The organism is Salinivibrio sp. ML323 (assembly GCF_001995745.1).
GTDB lineage: Bacteria > Pseudomonadota > Gammaproteobacteria > Enterobacterales > Vibrionaceae > Salinivibrio > Salinivibrio kushneri.
On the sequence record NZ_MUES01000024.1, the window covers coordinates 24414 to 42774 of the forward strand.

Consider the following 18361-nt stretch of genomic DNA (forward strand, 5'->3'; position numbering starts at 1 on the left):
CCGTTTTTAACGCTTTTCTCAGCCTCTTAATTGGGGTACATTGCCAAATTAATCAAACAGTGTGACCTAGTTCTCGTTTATTGCTGTTTTTAAGACACTATAAGGGTGTGCATTGGCATGTTAGCAATTAAAGGGCTGTGTAAAGGTTATCAGGATGGGAGCGACTTCCATCCTGTGCTGCAAGGCGCCGCGATGTCGCTGTCGTCGACCAGTCAACTGGCGTTGATGGGCGAGAGTGGGTCGGGTAAAAGTACCTTGTTAAATGTGATTGCGGGGCTGGATAAACCCGATAGTGGTGAGATCTGGTTTGACGATACCCCTCTTCATCGATTGAGCGAGGGGGCACGCACGCAGTTTCGACGCCAAAACATCGGCTTGATCTTCCAGCAATTTAATCTGCTTCCCACCCTCTCTATTGCGGATAACATTCGTTTCTGTCGCCAACTAAAAGGCTTGAAAGAAGACAGTTGTCTGTGGCGACAAATTGTTTCTCAGCTTGATTTAATGCCGTTACTCAATCGTTACCCAGAAGAGGTGTCTGGTGGTCAGCAGCAGCGCGCCGCCATCGCACGCGCGTTATATATGTCGCCCAAACTGCTACTTGCCGATGAGCCAACGGGGAGTTTGGATGAGCGCAATGCGGATGCGGTGATGCGTTTGCTTATCACACTAACCAGTCAGCAGGAAGCCGGACTGTTGCTGGTGACACACAGTGATACCGTGGCTAGCTATTTGCAAGGTAGTGTAGGGCTACAAGGAGGCGTGCTCAGTGTTCGGGCCCGTCGCTAGCGCTTTATGGGGGCATTATCGTCGCTATCCCTTTCAAGTCTTTCTCGTCTGGCTTGGGTTAACCCTGGGTGTCTCTTTGCTGGTTGGCGTGTTATCGATAAACCAACATGCGCAGCAAAGCTATCGCCAAGGTGAACAGCTTTTTAGCAACCCTTACCCTTTTAGCATTCATCATACCGAGCGAACACAACGCGTGCCGCATGCCTTTTACATTGGCTTGCGCCGTCAAGGCTTAACCCAATGTGTGCCGATTGATCGTCTCGATGTTGTGACACCGTCACTTAGTGATATCCATCTTATGGGGGTGGATACGATCGCGATGCTGCCATTTATCGCCAATCGGCGAGCCGATGAAGCCCCTTCATTGTCCCCTATGGATGCGATCTCAATGCCATATCCTGTCTATGTGGGAGAGGCCATGGCTGAACATAAAGGCTGGGAAGAGGGGCAAATGATTGATTTGCTGGATTACCCGCCGATCGGCCCTTTACGTATTATCGATAATGATGCGCTGAGTATGGGCACTTACTTGGTGGCTGATATGGCGCTACTGCGTCATCTCTCTGCGCGTACTGGGTTTACCGAGGTGTTATGCGGCGATTTGTCTCAAGCGGAGCGACAAACGATTCGCGAAGCGTTACCCTCAGCCTTGACGTTGACCAAAACCCAATCAACCCAACTTGGCCCACTCACCCGTGCTTTTCACTTAAATTTGCTCGCGATGGGGTTATTGGCTTTTGTGGTGGGACTGTTTATTTTTTATCAGGCGATTTCCCTTTCCATGACCCAGCGTCAGCCCTTGGTCGGAACCTTGCGGCAGCTTGGCGTTGATGGACGCCAACTCTCAGCTGTCATGTCAACAGAGTTGTTGCTTTGGGTGCTACTCGGCGTGGTTAGTGGCAACGTCCTGGGTATGTTACTTGCCAACCAATTACTTCCCGCGGTCGCCACGACCTTGTCTGATTTGTACGGCGCAGACATTAATTTAGTGATGCATTGGCAGTGGCAATGGGGGCTCTACAGTTTACTGCTTGCTATTTTAGGGGCGGCGATGGCGTCCGCTTGGCCTTTGGTGCGCTTAGTCAACACCTCCCCGGGGCGCTTATCGCAACGGATGACCCTGATGCGTGGTACACATCGAGAATATGCCGTACAGGCTATTTTAGCGGTGTTGCTTGGCGTGGCGGCGTGGGGCGTGTCGTATTGGGAGACGAGTCAATGGCAAGGGTTTACCTTGATTGCCTTTACCATGCTAAGTGCCGCTTTAGCGCTGCCTTATTTGTGTGGCTGGCTGTTTCATACCAGTGCAGCAGTGTATGCGGGCGCGCGATGGCGATGGTTTTTCACCGATGCCGCGGCAAGTTTAAGTTACCGTGGTGTGGCGGCGATGGCGTTTATGCTCGCGGTTTCGGCACATATTGGTATGGAAACCATGGTCGGTAGCTTTCGCACGAGCACTGAGACTTGGCTGCAACAACGCTTGGCAGCGGACGTTTATGTTAGGCCGAGCCATGCTGCTCTCGCGGAGATGGAAACATGGTTGGTAAAGAATAAAGACGTGGCGCAATTTTGGACCACGTATCGGCGTGAGCTGACGACAAACCAAGGGCGGCTTGAAGTGCTGTCGGTAGGCAACCGTATGTCTGAGAAGCAAACGTTAGCGATGAAGGCGTCCCAACCTGATTACTGGGCGCAATTACATCAAGCGCGCACGGTATTACTCAGTGAAGCGTTAGCGGCTAAATTTGGCGTTGGCGTGGGAGAGAGCATCAATCTTCCCGCCCCAATGGGCGAGCACTGGCAGGTTGCTGGGATTTATTACGATTATGGCAACCCCTATGGCCAGCTAGTAGTGTCTACCCGCAGTGATGCGGGACAATGGCTAAAGCAGGGCCGATCATCGCTGGCGGTGGTCCTCAATCAGGACACGCAAACCGAGCAGTTTGTTGATCGCATCAATCACCGTTTTTCGCTGACCACTGGGCAGGTGCAAAACCAAGCGGATATTATGCGTTATGCAATGCGTATCTTTGATCGTACCTTTACCGTGACGGAAAGCTTGTGTGCACTGATGTTGATTGTCGCGATATGTGGGTTGTTCTTTTCCACCTTGGCGACCGAGTTGTCGCGCCAACGGCAATATAGCTTGCTACGTTACCTTGGTCTGTCAGGGCGTGAGCTTATCGCGCTCGGGGGAGGGCAATTGGTGCTGCTTGGTCTCACCAGTGCGCTAATTGCCATCCCGTTGGGGCTTGTGCTGGCGGGTATGTTGATCCATGTTGTCCTGAAAGCATCGTTTGGGTGGACCATGACCATGAGCTTCTTCCCGATAAGCTATGCCACCACCATCGGGCTGTCCATGTTGGCGCTTATGGTCGCAGGGGCTTGGCCTGTTTATCGCATGCTAAAACGCACCGCGGCGGCGTCGTTGCGTGATGCGCAGTAAAAAAGAGGCAGTGAAGTGATTCAGCGATGGAAGCGGAAAATGATACGTTCATTGTTAGGGGGCGGCGTGATCTTCGCGCTCGGCGCGCTAGTATGGTGGGGTCAGCCGCCGTCATCGTCTCCTGATACCCGTGGAAATTTTGCCGTTTTTGGTTCGCAAAGTGGCTTTGCCTCTGTAACCCCAGACCATACGCCTACCTATCCCCAAGACATGGCGGCACACTCAGATTTTGCTACTGAATGGTGGTATTTGACCGCGACCTTAACCGACGCTAATGGACAAGCGTATGGCGTGCAATGGACATTGTTTCGCCGCGCGTTAGCTCCGGATCGCAAAGAAGGATGGGCGAGTCAGCAGCTGTATATGGCGCATGTCGCGATCACGAGCGATGATAAACAATGGGAGTCGGAGCGCTTTGCCCGTGGCGGGATTGATCAAGCAGGAGTGACGCTGTCACCTTTTCAGGCTTGGTTAGACGACTGGCAATGGCAGGGCGGTCAACAACCTTTTCCAGCCCGTGTGCTTGCGATATGGCCTGCGCAAGGTAAGCCAGTCGGCTTTACGTTGGAGGTGCGAGATAATGGACACCAGGTCAAGCACGGTGAAGGGGGATACAGTGTCCGTCATGCCAGTCAACCGTCGGCCTCGTATTATTTTTCTTTGCCACAGCTAACCATCAAGGGTGCGCTAACCATTGAAGGTGAAACCATCCCTGTGACAGGCAAAGGCTGGTTTGACAAGGAATGGTCGAGCGGCGCGATGGCCGCCGAACAAACGGGATGGGATTGGTTCGGGCTTAACTTAGATGATGGCCGTGCGTTAATGGTTACCCAAATACGCGGCAAGGAGCCGTTTATGTTTGGATCCTTACTGTATCCTGATGGCCAAGTCGTGACGCTGAGTCAGGATGATATTCGTATGCTACCAATCAGTCATGCCAAGATGGCGGAGGGCGCTAACTTGCCGGTTCGTTGGCAGATCAAAGTACCCAGTGAGGGCATTAGCCTGACTACGCAGCCGCTTAATCCACAAAGCTGGATGGATTTGAGTTTTCCCTATTGGGAAGGGCCTGTGGAAGTGCATGGCAGTGCCACAGGCCGTGGCTTTATGGAAGCGACAGGCTATTAACCCAGTCCGACCCAAGCTTGCGTTTGATGGGGGCGCCAAATGGGTTGGCGTTCAACCGTGATAATCCCAGGATGGTTGTCTCCTTGCGCGGCCGACACCGCGAGACTGAGTGCCGCGTCGCTAATCGCTTCAAATTGTTGAGGGAGAGATTGCACCCCAAAAGGAAGAAAATCGAGGATGCGGCTATCTCCAAAAGTGGCAAAATACAGTGCAGTGGGGGCGATCCCTGTTTGCCGGATGGCGTCCAGCACCCCTTCACACAGCGTGAAGGAGGTGGTGAGTAAGGCATCGGGTAAGTCACCGGCTTCAATCCACTCTGTCATCAGCCTTTGCCCCTCTGTACGGCTGAAAGCTTGACCGTAACGTACTTGTCCATCTACGCCTTGTGCCGCTAACGCACCACGAAAGCCGTTCTCCCTGTCTTGTGAGATGGCCAGCGAGGGGACGGCACCAATCAGTCCTGCTTGATAGACATCCGTTGGGGCAATTAACATCTCGGTGAGCTGGTAAGCGCCTTTTTCATCATCACTCAGCACATTCGCGAATTGGTTGGCATCCAGCCCACGGTCAATGGCAACGATGGGAGTGCCTTGCTGTTGTAATTTGGGGTAGAAGGTATTATCTGCAGGCAAACAAGAGGCCACGATTAACGCATCAATTTTCCTGGAGACGAGAGTTTCAGCCACTATTTTTTCTCGCTCTGGGTCGTCATCAGAGCCCGTAATAATAACCTGATAGCCTTGATCGTGGGCTTTTCGTTCAAAGAGTTTTGCCAACGTGGCGTAACTGGTGTTCGCTAAGTCAGGCACGACCAACCCCAGCGTTTGTGTGGTGCCTGCACGCAAGGCGGTGGCGGCGCGGTTCGGCTGATAATTGTGTTGTTCGACCACCGCCATCACGCGTGCTCGCGTTTTTTCACTGATCCGATAACGGTCGGCTTTGCCATTAATCACATAACTGGCCGTTGTGCGTGATACACCGGCAAGACGGGCAATTTCATCAAGCTTCATAAAGCGATCCTTAAGTAGGCCGATCGTTATTGATGGCTTTGTGAATGCGATCAAAGTTTACGCACTTCAGATCCATAATTTATTTGCATTATAAGATAAAACGATTCAGCCTTAAAGCTGAAAGGTTTCAGCTTGTGTCAATTATTGGCGGCTGATCTCAAGACGCTGGAACGACGATGCGGCTCATTGCTTCCGGCGCATATAAGTGGAAGAAATTGACCAAACGCCGGGAGCAGTTTCTATCGCTTTACCTAAAAGCTGAATCGTTTCAGTTTTTAGGTAAAGCGAATGTGGCAAGTCAAACACGAACACTGCCAATCAACGGTGACTTGCGACCAACCAATATGTCCGCCATGTCTTAGTGATACTGATGTGGCCGACGACAACATCAACCCGTGCCGCGGCACTGAAAAAAGAGGAATGACCTCATGTTGGCACTTAACGTACACGATATTCATATGCAGCAACACGCGGCGTCTAAGCACGAGGCTATCAAAGCCATGGCCACAGTACTCACCCAAAAAGGGCTAGTCGAAGTAGGCTATCAAGACGGAATGCTGGCGCGTGAATCCCAAACCAGTACCTATCTGGGCAACGGTATTGCCATCCCGCATGGCACAACGGATACCCGCGATCAAGTTAAACAAACAGGGGTACAAGTGTTTCATTTTCCCCAGGGGGTTGACTGGGGAGAGGGAAACCTCGCTTACGTGGCCATTGGTATCGCCGCCAAATCAGACGAACACTTGAGTATCTTACGTCAGTTGACGCGTGTGCTGTCACAAGACGGCATAGAGCAACAACTAAAAACGGCGTCGGCGGCAGAGCAACTGGTTACCTTACTCAATGGGCAAACGGCGGATACTCAGGCCTTCACGTTTAGCAGCGACATGGTGTTAACCGGCTTTCCAGCGTCAGATATCACTACCTTGCAAGCCGTGGGCGCGGGATTGCTCAAAAACCATCATTGTTTAAATAGCGATGGCGTCAGCCACGCTGTCGCGGGCCAGCCGGTGCACCTGGGTGAAGGGCATTGGTTGCTCGGTGTGGGAGACGGTGTACTGCAGACCGGGATGTCGGTGGTCATGCCCGCGACGTCACTGTCTCACCAATCCCAGTCGGTCAGTGCGCTTTGGTGTGTCGCAGCCAACAACCGTGCGCATCTTCCTGTGCTCAATACCTTGATGCAATGGAAGCTTGATAAACAACTGGCGGCATCCGGCCGTTACTCGCCACAAGCGCTGGTTGATGCGTTGTCTGCTGAACCCGCCCCCGAACAACCTCATACAGAGGCGCCGTCTGAAGCGCCCACCGCAGAGGGGTCAACAGGCCTGTATACGGTGACGAATGCGCATGGTTTGCACGCTCGTCCTGGGGCGATGTTGGTCAATACAGCGAAAAAATTCAGTGCTGATATACAGGTTGCCAACGCGTCCACCCAGTCGGCGCCGGTTAACGCAAAAAGCTTGATGAAAGTGATCGCGCTTGGGGTGAAACATGGGCACCAGTTACAGTTTTCCGCCCAAGGAAGCGACGCCGAACAAGCGATTGCGGCACTGGGTGATGCCATTAAAGATGGGTTGGGAGAGAACGCATGAGTGCCATTCTGACCGTAACCTTCAATCCCGCACTCGACATGACAGGCTCAGTCAGTGCGTTGCAGCCTGGTGATGTCAATTTGGTGCAAAACTATACACTGCACCCGGCGGGAAAAGGCGTCAATGTCGCACGTGTCTTAACGGATTTGGGCGCGACGGTCGCGGCGTCAGGCTTTCTTGGCGCAGATAACCAAGACCCGTTTGCTCACCTTTTTACCGAGCACGGCATTGCCGATCACTTTTTGCGCGTGCCGGGGGTGAGCCGCACCAATGTCAAGCTGGTTGAAAAAGCGGGACGTGTCACTGATTTGAATTTTCCTGGTATGGCGGTTGAACAGGCCGATATTGAGGCATTGACGGCACGCTTGCTCAGTCTGGCTGAGCACCATGAGTGGATCGTGCTAGCGGGCAGTTTGCCACCTGGTGTCTCGACCGAGCAGTTGACCACTTGGATCACCACCTTGCGCGATGCAGGGAAAAAAGTGGTTGTCGATACCAGCCAGCACGCCTTACGCGCCGCCGTTGAGGCAACACCTTGGTTGGTAAAGCCTAATGAAGCAGAACTGGCGCAATGCCTCAACGCGCCCATCAGTAATGAGCAAGCCGTGTTGCTGGCGCGCGGCGAGCAATTGTTTAACCAAGGGATCGCGAATGTGGTTATTTCTCGCGGCGTAGACGGGGTGCTCTGGCGCGATAAGGAAGGCTGGCTTAAGGCTGTGGCACCGGCGCAATCGGTGGTGAGTACCGTTGGGGCCGGGGATTCTTTAGTGGCAGGGCTGGTATCAGGATGCCAGACCGGCCTCAGCAAAGAAGCGGCGCTGTGTCGCGCGGTCGCTATCTCTGCGCTCGCGGTTACCCAAGTGGGGGTCGGTGTGCGCAATGATGAAGATGTGAACCAATTAATCGAAAAAATCAGCGTGTCGCCTGTTGAGCTGTCAGTGCACGCGGAATAAAACCAATCCATGAGTGGGGTAAAAGGTATGAATCTGGTGATTGTGACGGCGTGCCCAAGTGGCGTCGCCAATACCGTTATCGCGGCGGGCTTGTTAGAAAAGGCTGCCGAGGTTAAAGGATGGACGGCACAGATCGAGTGTCAGTCTAGTGTGCAGCCAACACAGGCGGTATCAACTGCTGATATTGAAAACGCTGACCGTGTTCTCTTGGTCGGTGAGCCAAAAGAGCGGGCTCGCTTTAACGGCAAGCCTGTCTATCAAGCAAGTTTAAATGAGGTAATGGCCGATCCCCAAGCGGTATTGGAAGCCGCCGCGAATCATGCACAGCCGTATCACGCGCAGACGCCAAGCGAGGGCGGAACCGTCAGTATTGTGGGTATTACCGCGTGTCCTACCGGTGTTGCACATACCTTTATGGCAGCGGAAGCGGTTGAAGAAGCGGCTAAAGCGAAAGGTTATCAGGTCAAAATAGAGACACGTGGGTCGGTGGGTGCGAAAAATGCATTAACGGATCAGGAAGTTGAAGCCGCGGATCTCGTGTTTATCGCCGCAGATATTGAGGTTGATTTGAGCCGATTTGCGGGTAAACGTTTATATAAAACCAGTACGGGCATGGCGCTGAAAAAAGCATCGCAGACGCTCGATGATGCGCTTGCTAACGCTGAGGTCTACCAAACAACGCAAGCGAGTTCATCGAACGCCAGTGCTAACCAAGGCGAACGTACCGGTGTCTATAAGCACTTGATGACAGGCGTATCACATATGTTACCACTGGTTGTGGCCGGTGGCTTAGCTATTGCGCTCTCATTTGTATTCGGGATTGAAGCTTTTAAAGAGGAGGGAACACTTGCAGCCGCACTGATGGAAATTGGTGGCGGCAGTGCGTTCGCGCTGATGGTACCGGTACTGGCCGGGTTTATTGCCTTCTCAATTGCGGATCGCCCGGGCCTGGCACCAGGCTTGATTGGTGGCATGCTCGCCGCGTCCACCGGCGCTGGGTTTTTAGGGGGCATACTGGCGGGGTTTATCGCCGGCTACAGTGCTAAGTTTGTGGCAGACAAAGTCAGCTTGCCGGCTTCAATGGAAGCCCTTAAGCCCATTCTCGTGATCCCTTTATTAGCCAGTTTGTTTACCGGTTTGGTGATGATCTATGTCGTAGGCGGGCCTGTCTCTGTCGCCATGGAAAGCCTGACCAGCTTCTTGCAGGGGATGAACTCAACGAACGCAGTGATCCTAGGCGTGGTATTGGGTGCGATGATGTGTTTCGACCTTGGCGGTCCGGTCAACAAAGCGGCGTATACCTTTGGCGTCGGCCTGATTGAGAGTGGTACCTATATGCCGATGGCAGCGATCATGGCGGCCGGTATGGTGCCAGCACTAGGGATGGGACTATCAACCTTCTTAGCCAAGCGTAAATTTAATGATGCCGAGCAAGAGGCGGGTAAAGCATCGTTTGTGCTCGGGCTTTGCTTTATCTCAGAAGGGGCGATCCCATTTGCGGCTAAAGACCCAATGCGAGTGATCCCATCTTGCATCGCAGGTGGCGCGCTGACAGGCGCAATCTCTATGTTGATTGGGGCAAAATTGATGGCACCACACGGTGGCCTCTTCGTGCTGTTAATCCCCAATGCCATCAGCCCTGTGTTTATGTACCTAGCTGCTATTGCCGCAGGTACCTTGGTAACTGGTTTGGTTTATGCGGTGCTTAAGCCCGTCAGCCAACCCTCACCGTTGACGGCGGCCGAGCAATCCTAATCTTATATTGAGTCGTTAACACGCAATAAAAAAGGCCCAGTCGGGCCTTTTCGTTTTGGATGTCTTAAGAAAGTGCTTCTGGCGCTGGAACCATGGGGTAGCGTACTCCCATCATTTGCTCCATACAGTGTACTACCTGACAGCTATAGCCGAACTCGTTGTCGTACCAAATGTACAGCACGCAACGGTTGCCCTCGGCGATGGTTGCTTGGCTATCCACCACACCGGCAAAGCGTGATCCCACCAAATCACTCGATACTAATTCGGTCGACTGAGTAAAATCAATTTGCCCCGATAGCGGCGAGTACAAAGCGACGTCTTGTAAATAGGCGTTGATTTCATCCTTGTGAGTGGGGTTATCTAAATTCAGGTTAGCAATAGCCATAGAGACATTGGGCGTGGGCACACGCACTGAGTTACCGGTTAATTTACCTTTAAGCTCAGGCAGTGCTTTGGCAACAGCACTCGCGGCACCGGTAGACGTGAGTACCATATTCAAAGACGCAGAGCGGCCACGGCGATCGCCTTTGTGATAGTTATCAATCAGGTTTTGATCATTGGTAAACGAGTGAACTGTCTCAATATGTCCGCCATCAATACCAAATTTATCGTGCATGGCTTTGAGCACCGGGGTAATGGCGTTGGTGGTGCAGCTAGCGGCAGAGATAATTCGATCATCGTCGTTAATCACGTCATGATTGACACCGAATACCACATTTTTAAGATCGCCTTTGCCCGGCGCGGTGAGAAGGACTTTCTTAGCGCCTTTGCTGTCAAGGTGTTGACTCAGGCCTTCTTCATCCCGCCACATACCTGTGTTATCGACCACCAATGCGTCATGAATACCGAATTGGGTGTAATCGACGTTCGTTGGGTTATTGGCATAAATGACTTGGATGAAATTACCATTGGCGATCAACGCGTTGCGCGACTCATCAACAGTAATGCTGCCATTGAACGGGCCGTGAACAGAGTCGCGACGCAGCAGACTGGCGCGCTTTTCCAGGTCGCCTTCTTTTCCGCCACGCACCACGATAGCGCGTAAACGTAAGGGGTAGCCGGGACCGCTTTTTTCAATCAGTAAGCGTGCGAGTAAGCGACCGATACGACCAAAGCCATATAGTACCACGTCTTTCGGATCAACGCCGTCGCCTGTCCCTAGCAAATGCCCAAGCTGGCTATGAAGAAAATCAGGAATGCCATTTTCACTGTCATGCTGTTGCCAGTATGTCCAGGCAAGCTGACCGATATCGATTTTACTGGGAGCAAGATCCAATTCAGCCATCACTTCGATTAATGGCAACGTCTGGCTGGGCGATAAGGTGCCCCCCGTATAGCGACGCGCCACGCGGTGTGCCTTAATGATATCAATGGTGCTCGCATTGATCAGTTGACGACCGAACAGTTGGATTTCGACGCCTTTTTGGCGATAAAGCTGGCTAAGCAGCGGATACATGGTTTCAGAGTGTGTTTGACTGGTTTGCCAATCGAGTAGGTAGCTTTCTGGACTCATGAATCGACCTTTTTCACGAATGATAGTGGGTGGGCAGGTTGCCCAGTAGGGTATTTGGCTGATCGTTGCCAGCCTTTTGATTATGCCGCGCAGTCTAAATGATGCGGCATTATTCACCTACTAAAAAAAAGTGGGCAGTGATAAGGCGTTATGACGGTGAGAGGTGGGTAGAATGGCGACCACACGATCTAGCAAGTGCGATCAAAGCTTTAACCTAAATGAAACAAATTACATTGGGCATTTATAACTGTGAGGTACGACGTCCGTTAATTTTCTTAATAATCGACAAGAAAAAAGTCAGTGGACGGAAAGAAAACACAAGCCACTCGGATCGTTGCCGAAAGGCTATGATAACTCGCGAGTCACGCGTGTTTCTGTCTTAGCGAAAGTCAAAAGAGGAAGACGTTAAATCCCTAACTCATCAAGTAAGTCGTTGCTTCCGCTGTCTTTTTTATCGTTTTTGTCGTTAGACTTTTCTTCTAATTGGCGAACCGTCTCTGCTTCCAGAATGGAATCAGGATCAACTTCTTCCCCTTCTTCAAAGTCTTGAAGCTGGATAAATTCGGTACGCTCCATGGCAAGCTCAAGATAGAAGATATTGTTGTGCTCAGTGGTAAAGCTTACGCGGCGTGCTTGCGGCTTGTCGATGTTGCTATCCACTGACACGGTAATATTTTTGTTAACCGCCATCATCTTCGGTTGGTTTTGGGTGATCGAGGTTTGGATTGAGCGCTTAATCTTGCCGGTGAAATCGCCAATAATCTGGTTCATGAGTTCACCGAGCACATCGCCCACTTCATCTGCGGTGTGTAAGCTAGCCAACTCTTCTTCGGGGATCCCCATATGCTGCATGTAATTGCGGTAGATTTCTAACGCCGCGGCGGAGGAAAAGTTGATCACAACAAGGCCAGAGAAGCCACCATCAAACAGCACAAAACAGCCGAGGTCAGGCTTGAGACTGGTTTTGGCAATCTTTTGTACCATCGCAGCATGGTGCACGGGAGAGTCAGTCGCTTTGGTTAATACTGCCGTGGCGGACTGACACAGTTTGAGCAGAATGTCCTCGGAGGTGACGACTTTGGTTTTTCTCATTATTCACTACCGTCATGGTTGATAACACTTACTGTCAGTGTGGCACTGGATTGCGCAATTTGTACACCGATTTTCTGGATATCCGGATAAGGGATCACATTCATCCGTCTGTGATTGCGCCTATTCGGTCATTGAGAAGCGCGAGGTAGTACCGCCAGCAACTGATCCAGTGCGGTGTTGATACGAGTTAGTGCCTGAATGAGTCCCTCTGTTTGCTGCTGGTTAGCGGCTTGTTCGGCCTCAAGGCAGGCTTGATGAAGGGCTGTCGCACCAATGCTGCCTGCGGCAGATTTTTGTTTGTGTGCGGCCTCTTTTAATGCTTGCCAATGTTCAAAAGGCGGTTGCGATTGCGCGAGGGCGCGTAGGCTAGGGACGCTACGTTTAAGGAAAACATCAACAATATCTTGATAGGCCTGTTGCTGCCCGCCATATAAGCGTTCAACCACCGTTGGATCAAGTACATGTGGCTCTTCGGTGCTGGCTGTCACAGGGGGTGGCGTCGACCTTGTCGTGGTGTGAGGACGGTTAATCCAATAGGTTAAGCGTTCGTCAAGCGGATCCAGCTCAATGGGCTTGGTAATGTAATCGTCCATGCCTGCCTCAAAACACCGCGCTTGTTCACCACTGAGCGCATTGGCGGTAATGGCGATAATAGGCACCCAACCGGATGCGCCTTGGATCTCGCGTAAAGCGGCGGTGAGCGCATAACCATCCTTGTTGGGCATATGGCAGTCGGTGAGGACAAGATCTACCTGATGGTTCTGATATGCCGCGAGTGCCTGGTTACCATCATCCGCCATCACCACCTCATAGCCGAGGTAATGGAGTTGCTGAGTCAGCACCTGTTGGTTAGTGGGGTTGTCTTCTGCCACTAAAATACATCCACGAGTGCGTTCCGGCTCGCATGTTTTGGCGTCTGCCTCGTCGGGAAGAGGAAGCATAGCGTCAGATTCCGCTAACATACTGATATCAAGCCTCTCAAACCCGAGGCAGACGCGTAGACCGTGGACCAGACGACGATAGGTTAATGGTGAGGCAAACAGCTCGACAATGCGTTTATCAGGGTGGGTTGCCAGCGATAAGGTATGTTTGAGTGCAATCACATGATCGACAGCGCGTTCAGCGATTAATGTGCTTGGCTCGGTGTGGGTGGTTATCAATAATCGGTGCTTCGTCGGTTGCTTTTCTGCGTTAGACGGTGCTGAGCCATGGTGATAAGCGATATCCAAGTGCGCCAGATAGCGGCACACTGCGTGATTGAGTGCGTCTTGATGAATATCCACTTCAACTGATAATTGTTGCGCCTGCTCGCGAGTAATCGGTAAATCTTCAGGCTCTGCTAATGGATTCACCGTATAACTGATACGCACGGTAAATCGTGTGCCGACTCCCAGCTCACTCTCAATGTCAATATCACCGCCGAGGAGATCGATAATATTCTTACAAATGGCTAAGCCAAGCCCAGAGCCACCAAACTCACGGGTGGTCGACGACTCCGCCTGACTGAATGGCTGAAAGATGGTGTCGACTTTATCAGGCGCAATGCCGATGCCGTTATCGGCGATGGTAAACACCAGCTGGGCTTTTTGCGTTTCTTGGTTATCCATCGCGTCAATATTGACGGCGACAAAACCGGGTTGACGATGCTGGCCGCCGGAGAACTTAATCGCATTGCCAACAAGATTATACAGTATCTGTTTTAATCGGTTGGGATCGCCCACCAGTTGTTCGGGGAGGTCAGGATTAATAAATAGTGACAGTGTCACCTTTCGCTTGTTGGCTTGATGGCTGAGGGTGTCCATCACTTGCTCTACGGTGTCGGACAAAGAAAAGGTGACGCGTTCAAATTGCAGCTTTCCGGCCTCGGTGCGAGAAAAGTCGAGGATGTCGTTAATGATGGAGAGCAAAGAAAGGGCGGATTCACGCACCGTACTCGTCAGGCTATATTGAGATGGCGTTAAAGACGAGCGACGAAGCATATCGAGCATCCCAATCACGCCATTCATTGGCGTGCGGATTTCGTGACTCATGGTCGCAAGAAATTGCGCTTTCGCACGTGATGCGCTTTCGGCGCGCTCTTTTTCGGCCATTAACTGTTCGCGCGCTTGGTTGCGAGAAATAATATGCGCGCGGAATATGACTAACCCATTAGCGATTTTGCCGACTTCATCCGTCCGATCTTGAAAATTGCGGGCCGGGGGCGTCATATCGCCAGCCACAAGGCGCTGCATGGAGTCGGCGAGTTTGGCAATCGGCTGAGTGAATGTGCGGTAAATATAAAAGTACATCGCGCCACTGACGAACAAGATAAAAATCAGTAAATAGCCAAGGTTGAGTTGATTGGAATGGAGTATTGCACGTAAATCAACCATAGACCGGGTTACCACTTTTCCTGTCTCTTGTGCGAACGTAGAGAGCGCATCCTCAAGCGCCTGGTATTCTTGGTCACTCAAGGTTCGCACTGCGGTCATGGCGGCGACTTTGGCACTGGGTTGATAGTTGTTAAAAATAGCGATACCACTGCGCTTTAAACTGGTGAAATGGTGGCGGATGCTCGACAGTTTGTTGAGTGAGTCAGGGTGATTGATCTCGAACTGCGTCAAGGAAAGATAGCGCTCAAAGGTTGCCATATCCTCCATAAAGCGCTGTCGGCTACTTTTTCGCCCATCTAAATACTGATTAAGCTCAGTCAGCATATCGCCATTTTCATCCACCAGTTCATCAAGGTATTGCAACACGGCAAGGTTATCAGGCTGTGTCAGCGCTTGTGAGGCTTTTAATTCGGCAATCAAGTTATCGATAGGGCGAACCACATCAATGGATAGCCGCATCACCTGTTTACGCGCCCATTGCTCAGCGACGGGATCAAACTCGGTTAAGACTTTTTGATGAGCGATACGCTGGAAGCGCTCATAAAGCTGGCTGATCAAGGAAAGCCGCTGCTCTGCGTCGGGTTTTACCTCACGAAGGCGCGCCAGTAATTGCTCAAAATCTTGCTGACTTTCTAAAAAAACGGCGAGCGATTCATGACGGCCCATGACATATTTGAGCATGCTGGCATTCATATCACTGGCGGCCCGTTGCATGCGCATGGTGATGATCGCGCTCGGGATTTCTTGATGAGTGGCGCGGCCGACATCGCGGTTAACCCGATCTTGCATGATGTAGCTCGAGACTGACAGGCCCAACACCATCAAGGTGATGAACGTCATAATCAACCCAATCTTGCTGACGATACTCTTACCAAATGGGCGAGGGCGATTTACCTTCATGACGATTCCTACATCCTTGTCAACGATTGATTTGGGCGTGATCCGTGTTAAATTGCGCGTTGTGTTGTTTGCTTTCATCACGGTGAAGCCAGACTATACTGCAAAGAGACTGGCGTCAGTCGTTTGTATGATTTGGCCTTGCCGCTCTGCTCTCTCCTTGCTCGAGCCAGAATGAAAGGGAGGGGCGGTGAGAGCAGCCATCGTGTCATAGTACGATGGTTAGTTTATAGTATACAGTACGCTAAGCACTGCGAAGCGTGACTCGCTTTCTAATTTCGCCTTCAAGAGGCGCAAATAGCCGACGGGCACGATACAATAACGATAGTTGAACAGTCTAAGGACAAGTAATCATGGTAGTAGATTCAGACGGGTATCAAGCACTGATCGAACATTTTGCGTTTAATCTCTCTGTGTTTGAAAAACCGGGTGAAGCCATTGGCGATGATACCGTTGCGGATATTGTGCACGATCTAGTCGCCTCTAACATTATGACCATTTGCGAGCAAAATCCTGGGCTTTCGTCTGCATTGCGCTTCACCATATTGCGAGAGGCAGACCGTGTAGTGGAAGATATGGAAGAAGTGCTGGCGGGTCGCTGGGAGCAACCAGTCACCGCCGAGCAGGTTGGCTTTCTCGAAGAGTACGTTGCCCTGGTAAAAAACCTGTTCGATGGTGCCATGGTCGAGCTACGCTAGTGACCCCCTGACGGTAACCGTCTAATGCCTGTATACCCCTTGTACGATTGTGAGCGATCGAGACTGACAGCCAAGCTCAGGTCGGTATACTAGACGGCCCATTGACAACCTTAGATTTTACCATGTCCCCATCCGCTCCGCGTCACGCTATTCATCAGCTTTACTCCGCCCGTTTGGCACGTGCAACGCGTCCCTATCGCGCACGTGGCGCTGGTGTAGACCGCTGTTCAGCATGTATGTTAGTTCGTCATTTCTGTGTGTGTGATTACCGTGCCGCCCGCCAGACCCATGCTGCGTTCATGTTACTGATGTACGACGACGAGGTACTAAAACCGAGTAACACAGGACGTTTGATTGCTGACTGCGTGGCCGATACCTACGCCTTTATCTGGTCTCGCACGCACCCTGATCCTGACATGCTGGCGTTGTTATCCCGCTCAGCTTTTCAACCGTATGTGGTCTTTCCTGCTCAGTACACGACCCCGACGCGCATGACCTCACCAGCACGTCTCCATGACAACGCGAAGCGGCCGCTATTTATCATCATTGACGGTACCTGGCGGGAGGCGAAAAAAATCTTTCGCAAAAGCCCTTGGCTTGATCACTTTCCGGTTTTAAGTATCGAGCCTCAGGCATTATCTCGTTATCGCGTGCGCGACGCTCACGGTGAAAATCAACTGGCAACAGCAGAAGTGGCTGCAGAAGTGCTTGCCGTGAATCAAGAGCGCAAGGCGGCAGAGTACTTAAACCAATGGTTCGATGTCTTTCGTGAGCGATACTTAGCAGGCAAACGACAACAACACCTTGCAGAAGACAATGCGCTGACGCGCTTGCTCGATGACCAAACGCTGGCGAAAAATGCCGACACCTGAGTGAAGCGTCTGGTTGAAAAACAACGAAACTTGGGGCAAATCACGGACTTTTGCCTTGATTTGCTGAATAATCTGGTTAAATAACGACAATTTAAGGTGGCTCAGCCATGTATTACGGCTTTGATGTGGGCGGCACGAAAATTGAATTTGGTGCCTTCGATAAACAACTCAATCGTGTCGCGACCGAGCGTCACCCAACCCCAACGCAAGATTACCCTGCCTTAATCGACACATTAGTGCGGTTGGTGGAAAAGTATGATGCGGAGCTAGGGCAAAAAGGAACCATTGGTATTGGGATCCCTGGCTCTCAAGCAGAAGATGGCACGGTGCTGACGGTCAATGTTCCCGCGGCAAATGGACAGTCTTTGCGAGATGATTTACAAGCACGTGTGGGGCGAGAAGTGCGGATTAGCAATGACGCCAATTGTTTTGCGTTGTCGGAAGCATGGGATGTGCAAGCGCAATCGGCAAAAACCGTTCTAGGGTTAATTTTGGGCACCGGCTTCGGTGGTGGATTAGTGATCAATGGCAAGGTCATTAATGGTAAAAACCAAATGGCGGGCGAAGTCGGGCACATGCGTATGCCGATTGATGCCTGGTTACGGTTGGGTGATAACCCGCCGATGTTTGATTGTGGCTGTGGCAATAAAGGCTGCCTGGACAATTATTTATCTGGGCGTGGGTTTGAACAGCTTTATGCTCACTTTTATCAGCCGTTGTCAGCGATCGAAATCATCGAACAGTATCGCCAAGGTGAGCCGGATGCGGTGGCATTTGTTGACTGCTTTTTTGATGTATTAGCCATGGCACTGGGAGGCGTGTTAACCGCGTTTGATCCAGACATGGTCGTGCTTGGTGGCGGTCTCTCTAACTTTGATGAGCTGTATCAAGCGATGCCTGAGCGCTTACCGGCACACCTTCTGTCTGCGGCTAACGCCCCTGATATTGTGAAAGCGCAGCACGGTGATGCGGGAGGGGTGCGTGGCGCTGCCTTCTTACATTTAACCTGATGCCAATAACAAAGCCGACGAACGTCGGCTTCAGACTGCTGACAAAGGTCTAGCTTTCGAGCTAGACCTTTGATCTAATAGGAGTGTCGCAATAGGGATGCTCCGGTATGCTTCAAGAACCTTCTCCACACCAATATGAACTTGAAATGGTGACGATGGAACAACTTGTTCCCAAAGACCATCTTGTTCGTAAAATCGACCGTGCCATCGACTTCGAGTTTATTCGAG

General features: G+C 51.6%; 13 protein-coding genes. 9 read left to right on the top strand and 4 right to left on the bottom strand.

Annotation, left to right across the window (positions count from 1 at the left end):
• The first annotated feature begins 117 nt into the window (after positions 1-117).
• From BZG13_RS12145 to BZG13_RS12155, 3 genes are read left to right on the top strand one after another with little or no spacing between them, the layout of a single operon-like run.
• Positions 118-789 (top strand): ABC transporter ATP-binding protein, encoded by a 672-nt coding sequence (locus tag BZG13_RS12145; protein WP_069362451.1) that lies wholly within the window; start codon positions 118-120, stop codon positions 787-789.
• Complete coding sequence (locus tag BZG13_RS12150) at positions 770-3235, top strand: ABC transporter permease (protein WP_077486805.1); 2466 nt, start codon at positions 770-772, stop codon at positions 3233-3235. Before BZG13_RS12145 ends, BZG13_RS12150 begins: the two co-directional genes overlap by 20 nt.
• A 39-nt stretch (positions 3236-3274) precedes the next feature.
• Positions 3275-4363 (top strand): lipocalin-like domain-containing protein, encoded by a 1089-nt coding sequence (locus BZG13_RS12155; RefSeq protein ID WP_077486806.1) that lies wholly within the window; start codon positions 3275-3277, stop codon positions 4361-4363.
• Here the strand turns inward: BZG13_RS12155 and cra are convergent.
• Positions 4360-5373: a catabolite repressor/activator gene (gene cra, locus BZG13_RS12160; RefSeq protein WP_077486807.1), complete on the bottom strand. Its 1014-nt coding sequence runs from the start codon at positions 5371-5373 to the stop codon at positions 4360-4362. The genes BZG13_RS12155 and cra overlap by 4 nt on opposite strands.
• Positions 5374-5801: 428 nt before the next feature.
• On the opposite strand from cra, the gene fruB reads away from it, so the two are divergent.
• From fruB to fruA, 3 genes are read left to right on the top strand one after another with little or no spacing between them, the layout of a single operon-like run.
• Positions 5802-6971 carry a fused PTS fructose transporter subunit IIA/HPr protein gene (gene fruB / locus BZG13_RS12170; protein WP_077486809.1) on the top strand — a complete coding sequence of 390 codons (1170 nt, stop codon included), beginning with the start codon at positions 5802-5804 and terminating at the stop codon, positions 6969-6971.
• Positions 6968-7924 (top strand): 1-phosphofructokinase, encoded by a 957-nt coding sequence (gene pfkB, locus BZG13_RS12175; protein ID WP_069362447.1) that lies wholly within the window; start codon positions 6968-6970, stop codon positions 7922-7924. The genes fruB and pfkB overlap by 4 nt, the downstream gene beginning before the upstream one ends.
• 27 nt (positions 7925-7951) lie before the next feature.
• The gene (gene fruA / locus BZG13_RS12180; protein ID WP_077486810.1) at positions 7952-9679 is read left to right on the top strand and encodes a PTS fructose transporter subunit IIBC; all 1728 of its coding nucleotides are present in this window, start codon (positions 7952-7954) and stop codon (positions 9677-9679) included.
• Positions 9680-9743: 64 nt separating this feature from the next.
• Here fruA and BZG13_RS12185 read toward each other — a convergent pair whose 3' ends face one another.
• From BZG13_RS12185 to BZG13_RS12195, 3 genes are all read right to left on the bottom strand, one after another.
• On the bottom strand, positions 9744-11192 hold the full coding sequence (locus BZG13_RS12185; RefSeq protein ID WP_077486811.1) for a glyceraldehyde-3-phosphate dehydrogenase: 1449 nt from the start codon (positions 11190-11192) through the stop codon (positions 9744-9746).
• Between the two features lie 405 nt (positions 11193-11597).
• Positions 11598-12284 (bottom strand): DUF3334 family protein, encoded by a 687-nt coding sequence (locus BZG13_RS12190; protein ID WP_077486812.1) that lies wholly within the window; start codon positions 12282-12284, stop codon positions 11598-11600.
• Between the two features lie 128 nt (positions 12285-12412).
• On the bottom strand, positions 12413-15556 hold the full coding sequence (locus tag BZG13_RS12195) for an ATP-binding protein (RefSeq protein ID WP_158074898.1): 3144 nt from the start codon (positions 15554-15556) through the stop codon (positions 12413-12415).
• 350 nt (positions 15557-15906) lie between these two features.
• Between BZG13_RS12195 and BZG13_RS12200 the strand changes: the two genes are divergently transcribed.
• The 3 genes from BZG13_RS12200 to nagK all read left to right on the top strand — a co-directional run bounded on the left by BZG13_RS12200 (position 15907) and on the right by nagK (position 18133).
• A complete protein-coding gene (locus tag BZG13_RS12200) occupies positions 15907-16251 on the top strand; it encodes a DUF3802 family protein (protein WP_069362441.1) in 345 nt (114 codons plus the stop codon).
• 122 nt (positions 16252-16373) lie between these two features.
• On the top strand, positions 16374-17123 hold the full coding sequence (locus tag BZG13_RS12205; protein ID WP_069362440.1) for a tRNA-uridine aminocarboxypropyltransferase: 750 nt from the start codon (positions 16374-16376) through the stop codon (positions 17121-17123).
• A 107-nt stretch (positions 17124-17230) separates the two neighbouring features.
• Entirely contained in the window at positions 17231-18133 is a 903-nt protein-coding gene (nagK, locus tag BZG13_RS12210) for an N-acetylglucosamine kinase (protein ID WP_077458732.1), read from the top strand.
• Positions 18134-18361: the final 228 nt, after the last annotated feature.